Genomic DNA, 19,577 nt, shown 5'->3' with positions numbered 1-19,577 from the left:
GCTGAAGGCACTGGGGGGTGCTGGGGTGCTGGGGGTGGCTGCGGGCGCGGTGGCGCTCAAGGCGCTGGGAGCGCTGGGGCACTGGAAGCGCGTGGGCTCTCAGCGCTCCTGGAGTGCGGCCAGCGCGTGGACGGTCGCGGCGGTGTCCGGGTACAGCCGCCGGTAGAGGGCGTACAGCTCGTCGTAGCGCCCGGTGTGCCCGGCGCGCGGCGTCACCGTCTCGCGCACCGGGTTCCAGTCGTCGATGGAGGCGTCCCCGACGAGCTGGGCGGCCAGCAGCGCGTCGCCGTAGCCCGCGCCGATGGTGATGGTGCGCAACTCCTGTGGGCGGCCGGTGATGTCGGAGACGATCTGTGTCCACAACGAGCCCTGGGTGCCGCCACCGACGGCGACCACTCTGCGGATGTCGCCGCCGGCCGCCTCGATGACCTCGATGTTCTGGCGGACGGCGAACCCGGTGGCTTCGAGTGCGGCCCGGTAGAGGTCGCCACGGGTGTGGGACAGGGTCAGCCCGGCGATCACTCCACGGGCGTCGGGGTCCATGATCGGGGTGCGCTCGCCGGAGAAGTACGGCAGCATCAGCAGGCCGTTGGCGCCGACGCCCGACTCGGTGGCCAGCGCGGTGAGTTCGGCGTGGCCGCCGTCGGCGAACAGGTCCTTGAGCCAGTTGGCGACCGCGCCGGAAGTGGCCATGCCACCGGCCAGATTCCGGGTGCCGGGCAGGGCGCCGACGGTGCCCCACAGGGACGGGCTGGTCAGCGGCTTGGGCACGGTGTGGATGAGGAACATGGTGGTGCCGTACATCAGCATCAGATCGCCGATGTTCTGCGCACCCACGCTCAGGGCCTCGGCCCAGGCGTCGATGGTGCCGGTGGTGACGGGGATTCCGGCGGGCAGACCGGTCGCCGTGGCGGCCTCGGGGGTGAGGGTGCCGGCCGCCTCGCCGGGCCAGCGCAGCGGCGGCAGTTCGATCCCGGGGGCCACCTCGGCGGCCCAGGGGGCGTACCACTCGCCGGCGAGCGTGTCGTACAGCGGAGTGCACTGGCTGGCCGAGTGGTGGTCCAGGACGTAGTTCCCGGTGAGCTTGTCGACCAGCCATGAGCTCGGCATGTACAGGCGCTTGGCCCGCGCGTAGAGCTCGGGCTCCTCCTCGGCGATCCACGCGATCTTGGGCCCGGCGGCCTGGGTGGTCAGGGCGGAGCCGCCGCGACGGATGATCTCGTCGGCGCCGAGCCGCGCCTCGATGCGCTGGATCTGGTGGACCGAGCGGGTGTCCACACCGTAGAGCACGGCGGGGCGCAGCGGGGCGGCGTGTTCATCGGTCAGCAGGACGCAGGGCCCCATGCCGCTGACCCCGACGGCGACCACGGTGGTGTCCTCCGCGGCGGTCAGCTCGCGGGCCAGTTCGGTGAACTCGCGCCACCAGACGGCGGCGTCCATCTCGAAGTGGCCGGGACCCGGTCTCGCCGGAGTGTGCTCCCGGGTGGCCGAGCGGATCAGTGCGCCATCCAGACCGACGAGGACGCCCTTGGTGCTCGAAGTGCCGATGTCCACTCCGATGACTGCGTTGCGAGGCATGGCGAGCACGCTGGCAGAAAACGATTTCAGCGTCAAGGGAGGCCACGCGAATGGCCTTGCCCTGGCGAAAAGCCATATCAGCGGCGCGCATCGACACCCCGCGATCGACCGCAGGTCTCACCCCTTGACACTCCTTGGAGCCCGCTCTACGTTGCGGTGAAATGGATTTCAGACGTGCTGTGCCGCACCGCCGGTGACGCCGTTTTCCGCGCGCCACGGCGCCTCTTCCGGCCCGTCGGCGCGCGTCCCGTACCCCACCCATGAGGGCAAGACACGATGACGACCTTTGGACTCGACGGCATCTCCCGCAGGACGCGTGCCGTGAGCCGTTCCATCAGCGCCGAGAACACCACCGGCGCCAAGTCGGGTGGCGGCCGCGCCACGGAGGGCACCGGAGCGGTGGCGGCGAGCAGGCTGGGGCCGGGCTGGAAGATCTCCCCCAGCATCGACATCGCCCCCGGCACGACGGCCGTGCTCGCCGACATCGAGGGTCCGGGCACCATCCGCCACCTGTGGTGCACCACCGACCCGCACCGGGCCTGGCGGGGCACCCTGCTGCGGATGTACTGGGAGGGCGAGGAGGAACCGGCCGTCGAGGTCCCGCTCGGTGACTTCTTCTGCAACGGCTGGAACACCTTCAGCCAGGTCTCGTCCGTGCCCATCGCCGCCAACCCCAACGGCGGCTTCAACGCGTACTGGCCGATGCCGTTCCACCGCAGGGCACGGATCACCCTGGAGAACCTGACCGCCGAGAAGGTCACGCTCTACTACCAGGTGGACTACGAGCTGGACGAGGTCGGGGACGACGCCCTCTGGTTCCACGCCCAGTGGCGCCGCAGCCACCCGGTGCCGTACGGCGAGGTGCACACCCTGCTCGACACGGTCACCGGCGCCGGCGGCTACGTCGGCACGTATCTGGCGTGGGGCGTCAACAGCCCCGGCTGGTGGGGTGAGGGCGAGCTGAAGTTCTACCTCGACGGTGACGACGAGTTCCCGACGCTCTGCGGCACCGGCACCGAGGACTACTTCGGCGGCGCCTGGAACTTCGACGTCCCCGGCCAGGGCTACACCGCGTACACCACCCCGTATCTGGGCCTGAACCAGGTCCTGCGCCCGGACGGGCTGTACAGCAGCCAGCAGCGGTTCGGGATGTATCGCTGGCACGTCCTGGACCCCATCCGCTTCTCCGAGGATCTGCGCGTCACCGTGCAGAGCCTCGGCATCGGCCCGGGGCAGGGCAACGGGCTGCCGCACCGCTACCGGCACACCAGCGATGACATCGCCAGCACCTCGCTTTTCTACCTGGACGCCCCGGCGTCCGCGGCCCGCCCGGCCACGCCGGACCTGCTCACGCTCGAAGTCGACTGACGAGAGTTCGGCTGACGAGAAGTCGGCTGAGGGGCCCGTCCGCCCCCGGATCCGTACGGCCTAGCACCCACCCCCCACCGCACATCCCAGCCCCATCCCACTCCGACAGGAGCGCACGCATGCTCCAGCACGGCAATGAAGCCGGGCGCCCGGCCACCTCCCCCGGCACCTCACGCCGCCGATTCCTCACCGCGGCGGCGGGCGCGGGCTCGGCCGTGGGGGCCCCGGCCCTGCTCACCGGTTGCGGCACGGCCCGGGCGAAGGGGGGCAACCTCCAGTTCTGGAACTTCTACGGGCCCCAGCGCTCGCCCGACCCCGCGGTCAACGGGCAGTCCAAGTGGTTCGTCGACATGGTCGACCGGTGGAACGCCACCCACAAGGCGCGGATCGACCTCGTCTATCTGCCACAGCCCACCTACCTCAACGGATTCAAGCTGCCGTCCGCCTTCGCCACCGGTGAGGGCCCGGATATCTTCCTGCTCTCCCCCGGCGACTTCCTGCGGTACTACAACGGCGGCGTCCTGGCCGACCTCACCCCGCACATGGAGAAGGCGGCCATCGACGACTTCGGCTCCGCGCTCGACAGCCGCATGGTGGACGGCAAGGTCTACGCCCTCCCCATGGAGATCGAGCCGCTGGCCATGTTCTACGCCCAGGACGTCTGGGAGAAGGCCGGTCTGTCGGAGGCCGACATCCCCACCACCTGGGACCAGATGCTCGACATCGGCGACAAGCTGCGCACCAGGACACGGGCCGGGCTGGTCTTCGAGACCAGGCCGGGCTACTACCAGAACTTCACCTGGTACCCGTGGATGTGGCAGGGCGGTGGCGAAGTCCTGGACGAACGTGGCGATGTGGCCTTCGACTCCAAGGCCACCCGCCAGGCCCTGGGGCTCTGGCAGGACGCGGTGCGCCACGGCATCGCGCCGCGCACCATGCCCGCCGCCGCGGACGTGATCGGCGGCTTCAAGGGCGGCAACGTGGCCATGTGGCAGCAGGGCATCTGGAACGTCTCCAGCTTCAAGGCGTTCGCGCCCAAGTACCGGTACGGCGTCTTCAAACTGCCCACGCCCCCGGGCGGCCGGTACGTCACCGCGCTGGGCGGCTGGTCCTTCTGCGCCAACGCCCAGGGGCGCGACCCGGAGGCGGCGGCCGAGTTCTGCGTCTGGGCGCTGGGGTCCATGAAGGACGAGTCCATCAACCGGATGGTGGAGTGGTGCGTCGGCACCAAGTCCGATGTGGCGCCGCGGGACAGCGCCCTGGACCGCGGCTCCGCCAAGGGCGGCTACGACTCCGAGATCATGAAGAAGTTCAAGGACGAGATCTTCCCCGGCGGCCGCGCCGAACCGCGCTATCCCCCGGTCGTCTACAAGGCGATCTCCGATGCCATCCAGGGCACCATGCTCGCCGGCCACGGCGTGGCCGGCGACGCCGAGAGAGCCGCCCGGTCCATCGCGGCCTACACCAAGAGCTACCAGGGGGCGAGCCTGATATGAGCAGTGTCGCCGCACAGGAGCGCCGCCGCCGGGCCACCGTGGCCCCGGAGCGGTCGCCCGCCACGTCCGGCCGCCGGCCGAGGCTGAGCCGCGAGCACCGCGAGTGGCTGGCCGCCGGGCTGTTCCTCACACCCGATGTGCTGGGGCTGCTGGTGTTCGTCGCGATCCCGATGGTGCTGTCCATCGGGCTGAGCTTCTTCCAGGTCAGCGGCTTCGGCAGCTATGAGTGGATCGGGCTCGGCAACTACCGGCGGATGGTGGACGACCCGCTGTTCTGGGACTCGATGAAGATCACGGGGCTGTATGTGGTGCTTCTCGTCCCCATCCTCTTCTGCGTGAGTCTGGGTCTTGGTCTGCTGGTGAAGCAGAAGCTGCCCGGGGTCGGCGTCTACCGCACGATGCTCTTCATGCCGTACGTCATCAGCCTGGTGGTGGTCGGCGTGCTGTGGAAGTTCCTGCTCGACGAGCAGACCGGGGTGGTCAACCGGGCCATGCGCGCGGCCGGTTTCGACGGCGAGTCCTGGCTCGGCAGCCCGTCCCTCGCCCTCGGCTGTGTCATCGCCGTCATGGTGTGGGTGATGATGGGCTACTACATGATCATTTTCCTGGCCGGGCTCCAGGAGATCCCCCAGGAGTTCTACGAGGCCGCGAAGCTGGACGGCGCGGGGCCGTGGACCACGTTCCGCACCATCACCTGGCCGCTGCTGCGCCCCACCAGCTTCTTCGTCCTGCTGATGTCGACGGTCGCCGCCATCACCGGCGGCCTTGACCTGATCTTCGTCCTGACCAACGGCGGTCCCGCCAACGGCACATCGCTCGCCATCTTCTACATCTACCAGCAGGCGTTCGGATTCGGGGAGTACGGCTATGCCTCGGCCATGGGCTCGTTCCTGGTGCTGATCATGGTGCTCATCTCCGCGGTGCTCTTCAAGTTCACGAGAGGCGGGAGGTTCGACGATGGCGAGTGACGCCCTGACGACCCGGACCCACACCACGGCCACCGCGGCCGGTCGGCGTCGGCCGCTGTCCTCGCGCGCCGGGCTGACGGCCCTGGCCGTCGTCCTGTCGCTGATCAGCCTCTTCCCCGTGCTGTGGATGGTCACGTCGTCCTTCAAGACGCGCGCCACCGTCACCGACGGACGGCTGATCCCGCGGGACGTCACCTTCCAGAACTTCGTCTACGTCTTCACCGAGGTGCCGTTCGGCCGCTATCTGTGGAACAGCTTCTTCGTCTCCGCGGTGATCACCGTGGCGGCGCTGTTCTTCCACTCGATGGCCGCCTACGCGCTGGCACGGCTGCGGTTCCCGGGGCGCGAGAAGCTCTTCGGCGCCATCTTCGCCACACTGCTGGTCACCGCGCCGGTGGTGCTCATCCCGCTGTTCCTGGTCGCCCGCCAGCTGGGGCTGCTCGACAGCTATGCCGGGCTGATCATCCCGGCGATCTTCAACGCGTTCGGCATCTTCCTGCTGCGCCAGTTCTACCTGGGGCTGCCGAAGGAGCTGGAGGAGGCGGCGGTCATCGACGGCTGCGGCCACTGGCGGGTCTATTGGAACATCGTCCTGCCGATGTCCCGGCCGATTCTCTCGGCCCTCGCGATCTTCTTCTTCCTGGCCAGCTGGAACGCGTTCGTCTGGCCGTTGGTCGCCACGAGCGATCAGGACCTGACGGTGGTGCAGCTCGGTATCTCGTCGTTCCAGACGCAGTACACGTCCAACTGGAACTACATCCTGGCGGCGGCGACGGTGGCCGCGCTGCCCATGCTGGTGCTGTTCTTCATCTTCCAGCGGCAGATCGTGGAGTCGATCAAGACGTCGGGGTTGAAGTGACCGCTGTGAGGTGAGGTGGCGCCGCACGGGCTGGATGGCCGGTGCGGCGCTGCTCTCGTTCGTGGTTCGGCGCGGCGTACGGCGCCCGACCCCCACCCGCCTGTCAGGGCCGGGCGGGCCCGGCCGTGCTCTCCCTGACCTGGAGCTTGGTGCGCAGCACCACGGTCTGCACCGGCGATACGCTGCCGTCCATGCGCTGGAGGAGGAGGTCGGCGGCGGTGCGCCCCAGCTCGTACGAGGGCAGTTCGACCGCGGTGAGGGACGGCCGTACCAGCGATGCCCAGGGAACGTCGCCGAAGGAGAGCACACCGATGTCGGGTGGGGTGCTGCCCGCCTCGCGGAGGGCGTCGAGGACGCCGATCGTCATGAGGTTGTTGGCGACGAACACGGCATCGGGCGGCTCGGGCAGCGCCAGCAGTTCGCGCATCGCCGCGCGGCCCCCGTCCACCCGGAAGTCGGCATGCCGTACGTAGGTGTCGTCGGCCGCGGCCGGGCCGCCCTGGGCGGCGCGCAACGCCATGCGGTGGCCCGCGAGCCGTTCCTCGGAGGTGGAGGCTCCCTCGGGCCCGGTGATGCAGGCGATCCTGTGGTAACCCGACTGGAGGAGGTGGCGGGTGGCCACCTCGCCACCGTGGTGGTTGTCGACCCGGACCGCGTCCACCTCGGCGTCGCGCGGACGACGGTCGACGGCGACCACGGGCACACGCCGGTCGGTCAGCGGCCCCAGATCCGTCTCGTCCTGGGACGCCGCCGCCACGATCACGCCCGCCATCTGCTCACCGAGAGCCACCTCCAGGTAGCGGCGCTCCTTGTCGGTGTCCTCGTCGGAGTTGCACAGGACCACGGAAAGGCTGGTGCGCTGTGCGGCGTCCTCGACGCCACGGGCGAGCGAGGTGAAGAACGGGTTCTCGATGTCCGGGATGATCAGCGCGATCACGCTGGACCGCTGCTTGCGCAGCGACCGCGCCACCCGATTGGGCGCGAACCCGAGGGCCGCCGCGGCCTCTTGCACGGACAGGGCACGTGCCGGTGTGACGTTGCCGCCGTTGAAGACACGCGAGACGGTCGCCGGAGAGACACCGGCGGCTCGCGCCACGTCATGGATCGTCACCAACTGTGTCCGCATCCTTTCACCGTGTACGGTCAGCCTTCACCCTACCCCGGGCTGAAAAGGATTTCACACTGGTATTGAGGGGCTCTCGTCCGCCTCCTCGGTGAGCCGGTCCACCACGGCCTGGTAGTGGGTCAGACCGTGGTCGACCCAGTGCTGGGCGCTCTCGCGTGCCGTCCTGCCATAGGTGCCCGGCCGGTCACGCACCCCGCGGCTCACCATGATGTCGATGAGTTCGACGAGGTAGTCGGCGGAGAGCTCACGCTCGTAGTAGCCCGCGGAGGCGAGCAGAGAGTCCAGCGGATGGTCGTACGGCGCGCCGGTATCCAGCAGGAAGCGGACGTGATTGCGCAGGATGCGCAGCTGGTCCTCGTAGCCGTACGGCACTCTGCGGACGAGCCGGTCCACGGACACGTCGGTGAGTTCGCGGCTGACGGCTCCCCGCTCCCGCAGCAGGCGAACCTGTCGCTCCGGATATGGATCCGCCCGGATGGCCAGGTCGAGCAGGGTCTGACCGGCGGTGTTGACGGCGTTGACATCGGCGCCCGCGTCGAGCAGGGACCACAGGACGCTCCAGTGCTCCTCGCCTTCGACCCGGCGGGTGGTGGGGTGAGGGCGGCCGGGGCCCGCGGCCGTGAACTGGGGTGCGCTGCCGAAGGCCGACTGGGCGCGCGGATCGGCGCCCGCCGCGAGCAGCGCGTCGACGGCCGCGGCCGAACGCGCCGCCACGGCGTGGTGCAGGGGTGTGGCACCGTACTCGTCGAGCGTGCCGACGTCAGCGCCCTCGCCGAGCGCGGCACTCAGCACGCCCACGTCCCCGGCGGCACACGCCCGCAGCAGGGCGCGGCCGACCGGGTCGGGCGCGCTGCGGGGCGGGAGTTCGAGGATGGCGAAGGCCACTTCCTGGTTCGGCGGGGCGGCGCTGGCCAGCATGACGAACCGTGCTCCGGGGAGCCGCGTCGCCACGCCCCCCAGATAGACGTCCTTCGCGAACTCCTCCGTGAGGAAGTCCATCGGACCGAGGACACCACACAGCAACTGGACCACGGAGCGCCGCCGGGGGTCCTGTATGCCTCGCAGGAGGTCGAGCCATTCGTTCCCCTCTTCGCCGTCCGAACCGTCCGAACCGTCCGTACGGCCCGCGCTTTCCGCAGCCGTGCCGAACACGTCCTCGCCGAACTCGGCCGCCTCCGCGGCCCACTCCTCCTCGTCCAGCTCCGTCAGCCACTCCTCATCGGGGAGTTCCTCGCCGAGGAGGTCAAGCGCCTCGTAGACAGAGGGCGCGACACCGATGACGTCGAAGTAGGCATCCTCCTCATCCTCGAACTCCTCGTCCTCCTCGCCCTCCTCGTCGGTCACCCCGGTGCCGGGCGCGGGGGCGCCGAAGAGTTCCGCGAGGTCCGCGTCGTCGAAGTACGTCCCCTCGGGGTTGTACTGCACGACCACATAGCGCCCGCCGGTCAACTCCTCCCGCAGCTCACCCGATTCGGCCTCCGCGAGACACCGCAACAGCTCGTCAAGATCCATGGCCCGAGTCTCGCAGGTGGGTCCGACAGCCACCGGGCCACCGGACCCACCGCGAGCGACCGGTGTCTCAGGCGAACACCGACAGCAGCAGGGTCATCGCCAGGCCGAACACACTGACCAGGGTCTGCACGGCGGTCTGGGTCTTGGTGGCCTGGGTGAGGTCCATTCCGAACGACTCCTTCACCAGCCAGAACCCCGCGTGGTTGACGTAGTTGAGGCCGAGCGAACCGGCGCCGATCGCGACCACGAGCAGGGATGCCTCCAGACCCCCGCCGTCGCCGATCAGCGGGGCCACGATGCCGGTGGCGGAGACGATGCCGACGGTGGCGGAGCCCGTGGTCAGCGACAGCAGCAGGGCGATGAGCCAGCCCAGCAGGATCACATTGATGTGGGCGCCCTCGGCGGCCGACGCGATGGCATCGCCGATGCCCGAGTCCTGAAGGACCTGCTTGAACGCCCCTCCCCCGCCGATGATGAGCAGGATGGCGGCGATGGACTTCAGGCTGTCGGTGAGGGAGGCACGGGTCTCCTCGCCCGAACGGCCGGAGTGGCCGGAGCGTGCGGCGCGTGCCGAGCCGACCATCGTCACCCCGAGGGCGAAGACGAAACCGGCGAGCATCGCCACCAGCGGTTCTCCGGCGAACACGAGCGCCGCGCCCAGCCCGCTCGACTCGTCCATCGCCGTCTCGGCCAGGGTGCGCAGCAGCATCAGGACGACGGGCACCAGCACGGCCGCCACGGCCAGCCCGGTGGGCACACCGGGCTTGCGGGGCACATCGGTGGCCGCCTGGGCTCCGGGCCCCGAGGCGGCCGGAGTGGGCTCCCGCTCAGCCCCCGTGAACTGCGCCACCAGCTCGGCGTCCGGAGCCACGTCGGGAAGCCGGGGCGCGATCCAGCGGGCGTAGACGGGCCCGGCCAGGATGACGGTGGGCACGGCGCACACGATGCCGACGCCGAGGGTGAGGCCGAGGTCGGCGTGCAGTCCGGTCATCGCGGTCAGCGGGCCGGGGTGGGGCGGCAGCATGCCGTGCAGGGTGGAGAGCGAGGCGATGGCGGGCACACCGAGGAGTACGTACGGGCTGCCCTTGGTGCCGCCGTTTTCCTCCATCCGCCGGGCGACGCTGAAGATCAACGGCAGCAGCACGATCAGGCCCACCTCGAAGAACATGGGCACACCGATGACGAACGCGGCGGCGCCGACCAGCCAGGGCAGCCTGCGGGGCTCGGCGCGGGCGACGAGGGCGCGGGCGATGGCGTCGGTGGCGCCCGAGTCGGACAGCAGACGGCCGAGCATGGCGCCCAGGGCGAGGGTGACGCCCACGTCACCGAGGGTGCCGCCGGCGCCCTCCTCGATGGATCCGGCGAGTTTCGCGGCGGGCTCCCCGGCCGCTATCCCCGTGCCCACGCTGACCAGGATCAGCGCGACGAACGGATGGACCCGCAGCCGGGAGTTGATGAGATAGATCAGTGCTGCGATCGCCACCGTGAGGATGAGCAGCAGCCACCAGGTGTGTGCGGTCATGCGGTGCCTTTCCGGAACATATGGGTGTGTATCAGGGCATGCGGGGGTGCGTATGCCACCAGGGCATGGGTGGATCAGGGGATGGGGGCGGTGTGGTTCAAGGCGACAAGGGCGGCAAGGGCGTGCGGCGGCCGCCCCGCGGAGTGTTCGGTCAGTCCAGGCCCAGGTGTCCGACCAGCTCCGCCACGTTCTTGTCCTGCCGGGCCAGATACCTGGCGAACGCGTCACCCGTGGCGAAGGCGTCGGTCCAGCCGTGGCGGGTGAGCTCGGCCCTCCACTGCCGCGAGGTGTGCAGCGCGGTCAGCACCTCGATCCAGCGTTTACGGTCCGCGGAGCTGATGCCGGGCGGCGCTACGATCCCCCGCCAGTTGTCGAAGACCAGGTCGATCCCGGCGGCCTTCAGCGTCGGCACCCCGGGGAGCGCGGCCACGGGCCGGTCGCTGGTGACCGCGAGCACCCTGAGCTGCCCGGCCGCGATCTGGTCGAGGAACTCGCCGATCCCGCTGGTGGCGAAGTCCACCCGGCCGTCCAGCAGGGCGGGGAGCAGATCGCCGCCACCGCCGTCGTAGGCGTCGTAGCGCACCGTCTTCGGCTGGATGCCGACGGTGCGGGCCAGCGCCATGGGCAGCAGGTGGTCCGGGCCGCCCAGCGACGAGCCACCGCCGACCGTGACGTCCCCCGGGTGCTTCCGCCACTCGGCGACCAGGTCCGCGATCCCGCGGTACGGCGAGTCCTTGCGGACCACCACCGCCTCGGGCTCCTCGATCAGGCGGGCGATCGGGGTGGTCCGCGCCACGGTCACCTTGGCGTGGGCGACATGGGACGCGCCCAGCACACCGAGGCCCATCTGGAGGGCGAGCCGTCCGTTGCCACGTTCGTCCACGGTGCGCTGGAGACCAACCGTGCCACCGGCCCCGGGCAGGTTGAACACCTCCATGTCCGAGGTGGTCCCGGTCTCCTCCAGCACCCGGGCCACGGTTCGGGCGGTGGTGTCGTAACCGCCTCCGGGGGTGTTCGGCACCAGGATCCGCAGCCCGTCGTCCCGGGTGTCACCGGTGCCCGGCCAGGTGCCGCAGGCGCTGACGAGCAGGGACAGCACGGCGGCCAGAGCGCCGGACAGGACGCGGGTGCGGGTGCCGGTGCCGGTGCGGCGTCTCATGGCACCTCCCTTTCGCTTCCCATACGGCGGACGCCATGATTGTGCGGCCTGGTGGACAATGCGCCCAGGTTGTGTCAGCAGGAGAGATTGAGTTCATTGTGGTCGCCGCGTTCCGTCGCCAAACACTCGCGGGTGAGATGCTGCTGCTCCAGCTCGCCATCGTCGTGGTGGTGCTGATGGCGGTGGCGGCGGTCTCGCTCGCGCAGTCGGAGGCCACCTTCAACCGGGTGGAGGGCCGCCGGGTCGGTGCGCTCGCCGAGCAGCTGGCCGCCCAGCCGCTGGTGCGCAGCAGGCTGGTGGGGCCCTCACCGGCGGAGGCGCTGGCCCCGCTGGTGTACTCGGCGCGGGTGCAGTCGCGGGTGACGTCCGTCACGGTGGCCGACCACCGCGGGCGCGTCGTCAGCTCGACGAATCCCACCGTGCTCGGCGACCGGCTGCCCCTGGGCGAGGGGGTGGGCGCGGGCCGTGGCTGGTCGGGCACGCTGGACTGGGACGGCAGCCGGGAGCTGGTGGCGCAGGTGCCGGTGGTCGGCGCGACGGGGGACGATCTGGGGCGGCATCTGGGCACGGTCATGATCGGCGAGGCGTCTCCCACGGTGTGGCAGCGGCTGAGCGGCGCCTCCTCGTACCTCCCCGTCTACCTCGGCGTGGCCAGCGCGCTCGGCGTCGTCGGCTCCTGGCTGCTCGCCCGGCGGGTCAAACGGCAAACGCTGGGCCTGGAGCCGCGCGAGATCACCGGGCTGGCCGAGCACCGCGAGGCGATGCTGTACGGCATCGCCGAGGGTGTCGTCGCCCTCGATCCGCAGCACCGGGTGACCCTCGTCAACGACATGGGCAGGCGGCTGCTGGAGCTGCCCGAGGACTGTGTCGGCCGGAATCTGGCCGAGCTCGGCATCGAGGGACGGCTGCTGGACGTCCTGGCCGGGGCGCGTAAGGAAACGGCCGACCCGAAGGACGAGGTCGTGGTCCGGCACGGCCGGGTCCTGGTGATGAACCGCATGACCGTGGTCAAGGACGGACGGCCGCTCGGGTCCGTCACCACCCTGCGGGACCGCACCGAGCTGGCGAGGCTGGAGCGCGAGATCGGCTCCTTCCGCTCCACCTCCGAGCTGCTGCGCGCGCAGACCCATGAGTTCGCCAACCAGCTGCACACCATCTCCGGGCTGATCCAGATCGGCGAGCAGGAGGAGGTGGTGCGCTACATCCGGGCGCTGAACCAGCGCCGCCAGTCGCTCGACATGTCCATCGGCCGCCGGGTCCGGGACACCGCCATCGCCGCCCTGCTGATGGCGAAGGCGTCCCAGGCCGCCGAGCGGAAGGTGGCCCTGCGCCTGTCGGACCGCACCGCGCTGGACCGGCTGACGCCCGAGGACGCCGCCGATGTGGCGACCGTGGTCGGCAACCTGGTCGACAACGCCATCGACGCGGCCACATCCGAGCACGGCGGCGAGAACAAGGATGGCGGCGGGGAGGGCGACGAGCCATGGGTGGAGGTCGAGCTGCGGCAGGACCACACCAGTGTGGAGATCGTGGTGCGCGACTCCGGCCCCGGTGTCGCCCCCGGACTCGCCCAGGAGGTCTTCGCCCACGGCTTCACCACCAAGGCCGCCCGGGAGGGCGAGCGCGGCATCGGACTCGCGCTCACCCGGCTCGTCTGCGAGCGCCGCGGCGGCGAGATCGCGGTGACCAACACCAGCCAGGGCGCGATGTTCAGCGCCCGCATGTCCGTCAGCCACCCCGCCGACGCGGTGGCGGAAGGAGCGACCCGATGACCGAGTCGGCCGGCACGATCGATGTGCTCGTCGTGGACGACGACTTCATGGTGGCGCGCGTCCACCGCACCTTCGTGGAGCGGGTGGCGCCGTTCCGCGTCGTCGGCACCGCCCACACCGGCGAGCAGGCGATCGAGGCGGTCGACGCGCTCCGGCCCGACCTGGTCCTGCTCGACCTCTATCTGCCGGACCTCTTCGGCCTGGACGTCATCCCCCGGCTGCGCACCGCCGGGCACGACTGCGACGTCATGGTGATCACCGCGGCCCGGGAGGCGGACGCGGTGCGCGGGGCCGTCCGCCAGGGCGTGGTGGACTACCTCCTCAAACCCTTCGACTACGAGGATCTCCAGCCCCGCCTGGAACGCTACGCGACCCAGCGCGGGCGGCTGCTCACCACGGTCGTCCGTGGTCAGGCGGATGTGGACCGCGTCCTGGCCGGGGCGTTCGCGCCCCCGGCGGGCGGCGCCCTCCCGAAGGGGCTGAGCGTGGAGACCGCCCAGCTCGTGGAGCGCGCCCTCCGCGAGGCGGACGGCACCGTCTCCGCCGCCGAGGCGGCCACCGCCATCGGCATCTCCCGGGTCAGCGCCCGCCGCTACCTGGAGTACTTCCACACCACCGGCCACGCCGATGTCTCGCTGCGCTACGGCACGGCCGGGCGCCCGGAGCGCCGCTACAGCCGACGGGCGTAGGGCCGCTCACGAGTCCACGTGTCCGGCCCACTCCGGGCCGGGCGGGCGACCACTGGCTGAGACGGCTGAACGACCCTTGTGAGAACTCTTGACGCGGGTCGGCCCGTCTACCAGGATCCCCGCTGGAATCGATTCCATGGAATCGATTCCGAAGCCCGCCGTCCCTGCCGTCAACTCCCCAACCTCACCACCAGGGCGGTGACTTCGCCGCACCCGCACGAGCCCGACCCAGTGAAAGGCCGCATGTGGACGCCACCGTTACCCTCAAGGACGTCGCGGCCCGCGCGGGTGTCTCCGTGGGAACCGCGTCGCGGGTGCTCTCCGGCCACTCGGCCACCTCACCCGCGGCCCGCGAACGGGTGCGGGCGGCGGCCACCGAGCTGGGCTACCGGGTGAACGCCCGGGCACAGGCGCTGCGTTCGGCTCGCAGCCATGCGGTGGGGCTGCTCGTCTCCGACGTACGCAACCCGTTCTTCGCGGACATCGCCCACGGCGCCGAACAGACCGCGCTCGCCTCGTCGTGTGTCACGCTGCTGGCCAACGCCAACGAGGACACCGCACAACAGGACACCTACCTGGATGTGTTCCTCACCCAACGGGTCGACGGCATCATCATCGCCCCCCAGGGCGAGGGCCGCGGCAATCTGCGCGCTCTGGAACGGGCGCGGGTGCCACTGGTCTTCGTGGACCGCACCGTCGACGGGTTCGATGTGCCCAGCGTGACCGCCGACAACGCACAGGGCGTCGAGCTCGCCGTCGCCCATCTCGCCGAACAGGGCCACACCCGCATCGGATACATCGGCGGACCGCCTTCCGTGTCCACCGGGCGGGCGCGGCTCAGCGCGTTCCTGGAGGCGATCGCCCGCCACCACCTGGACGACGACCCCGCGCTGATCACGGCGGGGGACTTCCAGCGGGCGAGCGGTGGTACGGCGGCCGCGAAACTCCTCGCGAGCCACCGGCCGCCGACCGCGTTGCTCGCCGCCGACAGCCTGATGGCGGTCGGTGCCCTGACCGAGGTGCGTCAACGGGGCTTGCGGATCGGCGAGGATCTGGCCCTGGTCGCCTTCGACGACATCGAGTGGTTCGGCGAACTCGATCCCCCGCTCACGGTGGTGGCCCACGATGCCCGCGCCTTGGGGGCGACCGCGATGCGGCTCCTGCTCGACGTCATCGACGGTGGCACGGCCGAGTCGGTCGTCCTGCCGATGCGGCTGATCCCCCGCCGGTCATCGGCGGCGCGACCGCGCACCGCCACCAGCCATCCCTCCGCCTGACGACCCGACCCGACCCGCTCCCCAGCTGCCCGGTGGCGACGCCACCGCGGTCCACAACCCGCGGTCCACAACCAATCCGCAGTCACACAACTCGCACACTCCGCGGACCCGCGCACCCCGCGGACCCGCCGCCCCGGCGTGGCGTTCGCGGAGCAACCCACCCTGCCCGACGCACAGACGAAAGGCTGACCATGCGCATCGCACTCGGCAACGACCACGCGGGGCTGGCCCTCAAGGAACACGTACGCCAGGTGTTGCGACGTCTGGGACACGAGGTGGTCGACTTCGGTCCCGACACCGACACCCCCGTCGACTTCCCCGACATCACCTTCGCCACCTGCGACGCCGTACGCGGCGGGCAAGCCGACCGCGCCGTGCTGGTGTGCGGGACGGGCGCGGGGGCGCTGATGGCCGCCAACAAGATCGCGGGCATTCGATGCGGTCTCGGGCACGACGTGCACTCCGCCCACCAGGCCGTCGAGCACGACGACGCCAACGCGCTCGCCATGGGCGCGTGGCTCATCGGACCCGCCATGGCCACGGAGGTTCTGGAGGCGTTCCTGGGCGCGACGTTCGACGACGACGCCGACACCGTGCGCCGCGTGGCCAAGCTCCGCGATCTGGAGCTGCGTTCGGCCCGCGAGCTCGCCGAACACATCTGATCTCCACCGACCACCTCCGACGTCCCCGGCACACCTCCGCTCGAAGGGAACCGGTATGACCGCTCCTACCTCACCCTCGTCGTCCCCGCCCCCGCCTCCCGCACGAGGACGCGTCAGGACGGCCCTCGCGTCCGCCGTCGGCACCTGCGTCGAGAACTACGACTTCGTCGCCTACGGCACCGCGTCCGCCCTGTACTTCGGCGACGCGTTCTTCCCCAACTCGGATCCCGTGGTCGGCACCCTGCTGGCCTTCGTCACCCTCGGCGTCGGCTTCCTGATGCGCCCGATCGGCGGGGCCGTGGGCGGCTATCTCGGCGACCGCCACGGGCGTAAACCGGTCCTGGTCGGCGCCCTGCTGACGATGGGCATCGCCACCGTCCTGATCGGCATGCTGCCCACCTATCAGCAGGTCGGAGTGGCCGCGCCGGTACTGCTGGTGGTCATCCGCTGTGTCCAGGGGCTGGCCTTCGGCGCCGAGTGGGGCAGCGCCGTGATGATGACGTACGAACACGCGCCCCGCACCCGACGCGGCCTGTACTCGGCGATACCGCAGGCCGGCAACCCCCTGGGCATCGCGCTCGCCAACATCGCCTTCCTGCTCTCCTCCGCCCTCGACTCCGACTGGGCCTGGCGGCTGCCCTTCCTGGCCAGCGCCCTGCTGATCGTGGCCGGAGTGGTGATCCGGATGAAGCTCACCGAGTCCCCGGAGTTCGAGGCCGCCCGCGCGAAGGGCACCACCGTCCGCAACCCGCTGCTCAGCGTAGTGCGCGAGGACTGGCGCAATATCCTGCGCATCATCGCCCTGCGCGTGGTGGAGTCCTGCGCCTACTACCTGACGGCCACCTATCTCCTCTCCTACATCACCGACCGGGACGACGGCGACCGTGGCGTGGCGCTCGCCGGTGTGGTCACCGCCAGTCTGCTCGCCACCGCCACCACCGTGCTCTCCGGCGCGCTCACGGACCGCGTGGGCCGCCGCACGGTGTACCTGGTGGCGTGTGTACTGGCCGCGGTCTTCGGCTTCCCGATGTATCTGATGGCCAACACGGGCGCCCCGGTGCTCATCGTGCTGATCTTCCTGATCGGCATCGGGGTGATCCACGCGGCGCTGACGGGCACCCAAGCCGCCTGGTTCGCCGAGCTGTTCAACACCGCCACCCGTACGTCCGGCGCCTCGCTGGGCTACCAGACGGCGGCGTCGGTGGCCGGTTTCGCGCCGTTCCTCGCCGTGCTGCTCGCGGAGTCCTTCGGCTGGGCGGGCCCGGCCGGACTCTATGTGTGCATCGCGCTGGTGGGGCTCCTCGGGGTGCTGTCCACCCGCGAGACCTGGAGCCCCGAGCAGCGTACGGTCCTCCCGGCCGGGCAGCCGCGGCGAGCGGCCGATCGCGAACGGCACCCCTCCCGCTGAGCCGAGGGAACCGTTCCCCTCCCGCTGAGCCGAGGGGCAGTCGGCCGGTGGGCCCGGACACGGCGCCGGGCCCACCGGTCAACGACGTCAGACAACGACCTCAGGCAATGACGTCAGGGCTTGCGGGCCACCGCCCCGTACATCGCGATGTCCTCGTCCTTGATGTCCTCGGTGGCGATGGCGTCCGGGCGCCACTTGTGGACCTGGGTGAGGCCGGGCTCGACCAGCTCGAGGCCGTCGAAGAACCGCTCGGCCTCGGCCTCGGTGCGCAGCCGCATGGGCATGTCGCGGGCCGCGTACTCACGGGCGACCCGGGCCACCTCGTCCGGCGCGAAGTCGGCGGTGCCGATGGACATCGCCAGATAGCTGCCGGAGGGCAGCGGCTCCAGGAGGCGGTTGACGATCCCGTAGGCGTCGTCCTTGTCCAGGACGAAGTGCACGATGGCGATCACCGTCAGGGCGACCGGCCGGGTCAGGTCGAGGGTCTCGCGGAGCTCGGCGGCCTCCAGGATGGTGGCGGGGTCGCACATGTCCGCTTCGACATAGGCGGTCCTGCCCTCGGGGGTGCTGGCGAGCAGGCCCTGGGAGAGCGTGAGGACGATGGGGTCGTTGTCCACGTAGACGACCCGGGAGGCCGGGGCCACCGCCTGGGCGATCTCATGGAGGTTGGGCGAGGTGGGGATGCCGGTGCCGATGTCGAGGAACTGCCGGATGCCCGCCTCCTCGGCCAGATAGCGCACGGCCCGGTTCATGAAGTCGCGGTTGGCCCGCATATGGATCGGCAGGGCGGGCCACTCGCGGGACATGGCGATGCCCGCTTCCTTGTCGGCCGGGTAGTAGTCCTTACCGCCGAGGATGTAGTCGTAGATACGTGCCGAATGCGCGCTCTCGGTGTCGATGCGGTCGGCCGACCATCCGTTGTCGCTCAAGGCGTCCCCTCCCAGTGGATCGTCAGTTCGCTGTTGGTGTGACCCCCGGTCGCGCGGGCCGGGACTTGGCCCGCGCGACCGGGAAGGATGCGGTTCCGTGGCGGCTAGCAGAGGAAGTCGGCGTCGCCGTCCTTCACACCCGCCAGAAACCGGGTCATCTCGTTCGTGGTGAAAACCAGTGCGGGGCCGTCGGGGTCGGTCGACTGACGCAGCGCCACCCGTCCGCCGTGCAGCTTCTTGGCTTCGACACAGGCGCCCCCGGCGTCGTCGCTCCACGGCTTGGACCAGCCCAGGGTGCCGAGGTCGTGGGAGGGCATGCCGCTGCGTATGTGGTGGTGCACTTCAGAGCTCCTTGCGAATTGCGCCGAGGACGGCCTCGGTTTTCCTGGCGGGCACCGACTGGGCGCCCATCCGGTCCAGGACCTCGCGATACACCACCACGTCGTCCTCCTTGTCCAGATACACCGCGCCGACCAGGCCGCTGAGGTAGACGATGTCGGGCAGCTCCGGAGCCCTGAACCGAAAGACATGGAACGCGCCGGCCCGCATGGCCGGATGCGGGCCGCTCCCGAACGGCATGATCTGCACGGTCACCTGGGGAAGGGCGCTGACCTCGATCAGATGGTCGATCTGGGCGCGCATCACGTCCGGGCCCCCGACCGGCCACCTCAGCACCGTCTCGTCCATCACGACCCACAGTCGGGGAGGGGATTCCCGGGACAGCAGTTCCTGGCGCTGCATGCGCAGGGCGACCCTGCGCTCGGTGGCCTCCGAAGGAGCGTGCGGGTTCCCGGCGCTGAGCAGCGCACGCGCGTAGTCCTCGGTCTGAAGCAGCCCGTGGACGAACTGCGCCTCGTAGGCGCGGATCTGAAGCGCCGCCTGCTCCAGATTCAGATACGCGGCGAACCAGTCCGGCATCACATCGCGGTAGGTGTGCCACCAGCCGCGCTTGTTGGCCTCGCGCACCGACTTCAGGAAGGTATCGAGCTCATGCCGGTCGGTGACGCCGTACGTCTGGAGCAGCTTCTCCACGTCCGCGAGCCTGAGCCGGGCCACCTTGGCGGCTTCCATCCTGCGGATCGTGGAGTGGCTGACCCCGATCGCCGCACCCGCCTGGTCGTAGGTCAGGCCGGCGCGCGTCCGCAGCTCCTCCAGCTGCTTGCCGAGGATCATGCGGAGGACGGAGGGGGCATCGCCCCATGCGGTTTCCGCCGCCAACGCTCTACCTCCCCACACCGGGCTACGGCTGAAG

At 70.5% G+C, this 19,577-nt stretch carries 17 protein-coding genes; 9 read left to right on the top strand and 8 right to left on the bottom strand.

What is annotated here, in order from left to right:
- Positions 1 to 99 precede the first annotated feature (99 nt).
- Complete coding sequence (locus ACJX2R_RS41820; protein WP_413104315.1) at positions 100 to 1,578, bottom strand: FGGY-family carbohydrate kinase; 1,479 nt, start codon at positions 1,576 to 1,578, stop codon at positions 100 to 102.
- A gap of 276 nt (positions 1,579 to 1,854) precedes the next feature.
- Between ACJX2R_RS41820 and ACJX2R_RS41815 the strand changes: the two genes are divergently transcribed.
- The 4 genes from ACJX2R_RS41815 to ACJX2R_RS41800 all read left to right on the top strand — a co-directional run bounded on the left by ACJX2R_RS41815 (position 1,855) and on the right by ACJX2R_RS41800 (position 6,269).
- Positions 1,855 to 2,946, top strand: a complete 1,092-nt coding sequence (locus tag ACJX2R_RS41815; RefSeq protein ID WP_413104314.1) for a glycoside hydrolase family 172 protein — start codon at positions 1,855 to 1,857, stop codon at positions 2,944 to 2,946.
- A gap of 119 nt (positions 2,947 to 3,065) precedes the next feature.
- On the top strand, positions 3,066 to 4,442 hold the full coding sequence (locus ACJX2R_RS41810) for an ABC transporter substrate-binding protein (protein ID WP_413104313.1): 1,377 nt from the start codon (positions 3,066 to 3,068) through the stop codon (positions 4,440 to 4,442).
- Positions 4,439 to 5,410, top strand: a complete 972-nt coding sequence (locus ACJX2R_RS41805; RefSeq protein WP_413104312.1) for a carbohydrate ABC transporter permease — start codon at positions 4,439 to 4,441, stop codon at positions 5,408 to 5,410. The genes ACJX2R_RS41810 and ACJX2R_RS41805 overlap by 4 nt, the downstream gene beginning before the upstream one ends.
- Positions 5,400 to 6,269, top strand: a complete 870-nt coding sequence (locus ACJX2R_RS41800; protein ID WP_413104311.1) for a carbohydrate ABC transporter permease — start codon at positions 5,400 to 5,402, stop codon at positions 6,267 to 6,269. The genes ACJX2R_RS41805 and ACJX2R_RS41800 overlap by 11 nt, the downstream gene beginning before the upstream one ends.
- Positions 6,270 to 6,372: 103 nt before the next feature.
- On the opposite strand, the gene ACJX2R_RS41795 is transcribed toward ACJX2R_RS41800, so the two are convergent.
- The 4 genes from ACJX2R_RS41795 to ACJX2R_RS41780 all read right to left on the bottom strand — a co-directional run bounded on the left by ACJX2R_RS41795 (position 6,373) and on the right by ACJX2R_RS41780 (position 11,588).
- Positions 6,373 to 7,395, bottom strand: coding sequence for a LacI family DNA-binding transcriptional regulator (locus ACJX2R_RS41795; RefSeq protein ID WP_413104310.1), 1,023 nt, complete (start codon positions 7,393 to 7,395; stop codon positions 6,373 to 6,375).
- A 51-nt stretch (positions 7,396 to 7,446) separates the two neighbouring features.
- A complete protein-coding gene (locus tag ACJX2R_RS41790) occupies positions 7,447 to 8,907 on the bottom strand; it encodes an ankyrin repeat domain-containing protein (RefSeq protein ID WP_413104309.1) in 1,461 nt (486 codons plus the stop codon).
- A gap of 67 nt (positions 8,908 to 8,974) precedes the next feature.
- Positions 8,975 to 10,429, bottom strand: coding sequence for a GntP family permease (locus ACJX2R_RS41785; RefSeq protein ID WP_413104308.1), 1,455 nt, complete (start codon positions 10,427 to 10,429; stop codon positions 8,975 to 8,977).
- A 151-nt stretch (positions 10,430 to 10,580) separates the two neighbouring features.
- Positions 10,581 to 11,588: a Bug family tripartite tricarboxylate transporter substrate binding protein gene (locus tag ACJX2R_RS41780; protein ID WP_413104307.1), complete on the bottom strand. Its 1,008-nt coding sequence runs from the start codon at positions 11,586 to 11,588 to the stop codon at positions 10,581 to 10,583.
- Positions 11,589 to 11,686: 98 nt separating this feature from the next.
- Here ACJX2R_RS41780 and ACJX2R_RS41775 point away from each other — a divergent pair, with 98 nt between their 5' ends.
- From ACJX2R_RS41775 to ACJX2R_RS41755, 5 genes are all read left to right on the top strand, one after another.
- On the top strand, positions 11,687 to 13,360 hold the full coding sequence (locus ACJX2R_RS41775) for an ATP-binding protein (RefSeq protein ID WP_413104306.1): 1,674 nt from the start codon (positions 11,687 to 11,689) through the stop codon (positions 13,358 to 13,360).
- Positions 13,357 to 14,049 (top strand): response regulator, encoded by a 693-nt coding sequence (locus ACJX2R_RS41770; protein WP_413104305.1) that lies wholly within the window; start codon positions 13,357 to 13,359, stop codon positions 14,047 to 14,049. Before ACJX2R_RS41775 ends, ACJX2R_RS41770 begins: the two co-directional genes overlap by 4 nt.
- A gap of 245 nt (positions 14,050 to 14,294) precedes the next feature.
- The gene (locus tag ACJX2R_RS41765; RefSeq protein ID WP_413104304.1) at positions 14,295 to 15,326 is read left to right on the top strand and encodes a LacI family DNA-binding transcriptional regulator; all 1,032 of its coding nucleotides are present in this window, start codon (positions 14,295 to 14,297) and stop codon (positions 15,324 to 15,326) included.
- 191 nt (positions 15,327 to 15,517) lie between these two features.
- Positions 15,518 to 15,988, top strand: coding sequence for an RpiB/LacA/LacB family sugar-phosphate isomerase (locus ACJX2R_RS41760; protein ID WP_413104303.1), 471 nt, complete (start codon positions 15,518 to 15,520; stop codon positions 15,986 to 15,988).
- Between the two features lie 55 nt (positions 15,989 to 16,043).
- On the top strand, positions 16,044 to 17,396 hold the full coding sequence (locus tag ACJX2R_RS41755) for an MFS transporter (protein ID WP_413104302.1): 1,353 nt from the start codon (positions 16,044 to 16,046) through the stop codon (positions 17,394 to 17,396).
- A 113-nt stretch (positions 17,397 to 17,509) separates the two neighbouring features.
- Here ACJX2R_RS41755 and ACJX2R_RS41750 read toward each other — a convergent pair whose 3' ends face one another.
- The 3 genes from ACJX2R_RS41750 to ACJX2R_RS41740 form a co-directional block, all read right to left on the bottom strand.
- Positions 17,510 to 18,325, bottom strand: a complete 816-nt coding sequence (locus tag ACJX2R_RS41750; RefSeq protein ID WP_413104301.1) for an SAM-dependent methyltransferase — start codon at positions 18,323 to 18,325, stop codon at positions 17,510 to 17,512.
- 104 nt (positions 18,326 to 18,429) lie between these two features.
- Positions 18,430 to 18,642: a DUF397 domain-containing protein gene (locus tag ACJX2R_RS41745; RefSeq protein WP_413106084.1), complete on the bottom strand. Its 213-nt coding sequence runs from the start codon at positions 18,640 to 18,642 to the stop codon at positions 18,430 to 18,432.
- Between the two features lie 25 nt (positions 18,643 to 18,667).
- The gene (locus tag ACJX2R_RS41740) at positions 18,668 to 19,543 is read right to left on the bottom strand and encodes a helix-turn-helix domain-containing protein (RefSeq protein ID WP_262702528.1); all 876 of its coding nucleotides are present in this window, start codon (positions 19,541 to 19,543) and stop codon (positions 18,668 to 18,670) included.
- Between the last annotated feature and the right edge of the window lie 34 nt (positions 19,544 to 19,577).

Source organism: Streptomyces sp. Inha503, assembly GCF_047215865.1.
Taxonomy (GTDB): Bacteria; Actinomycetota; Actinomycetes; order Streptomycetales; family Streptomycetaceae; genus Streptomyces; species Streptomyces lycopersici.
The sequence above is the reverse complement of the archived record's forward strand: the minus strand, read 5'-3'. Positions and strand labels throughout refer to the sequence as shown.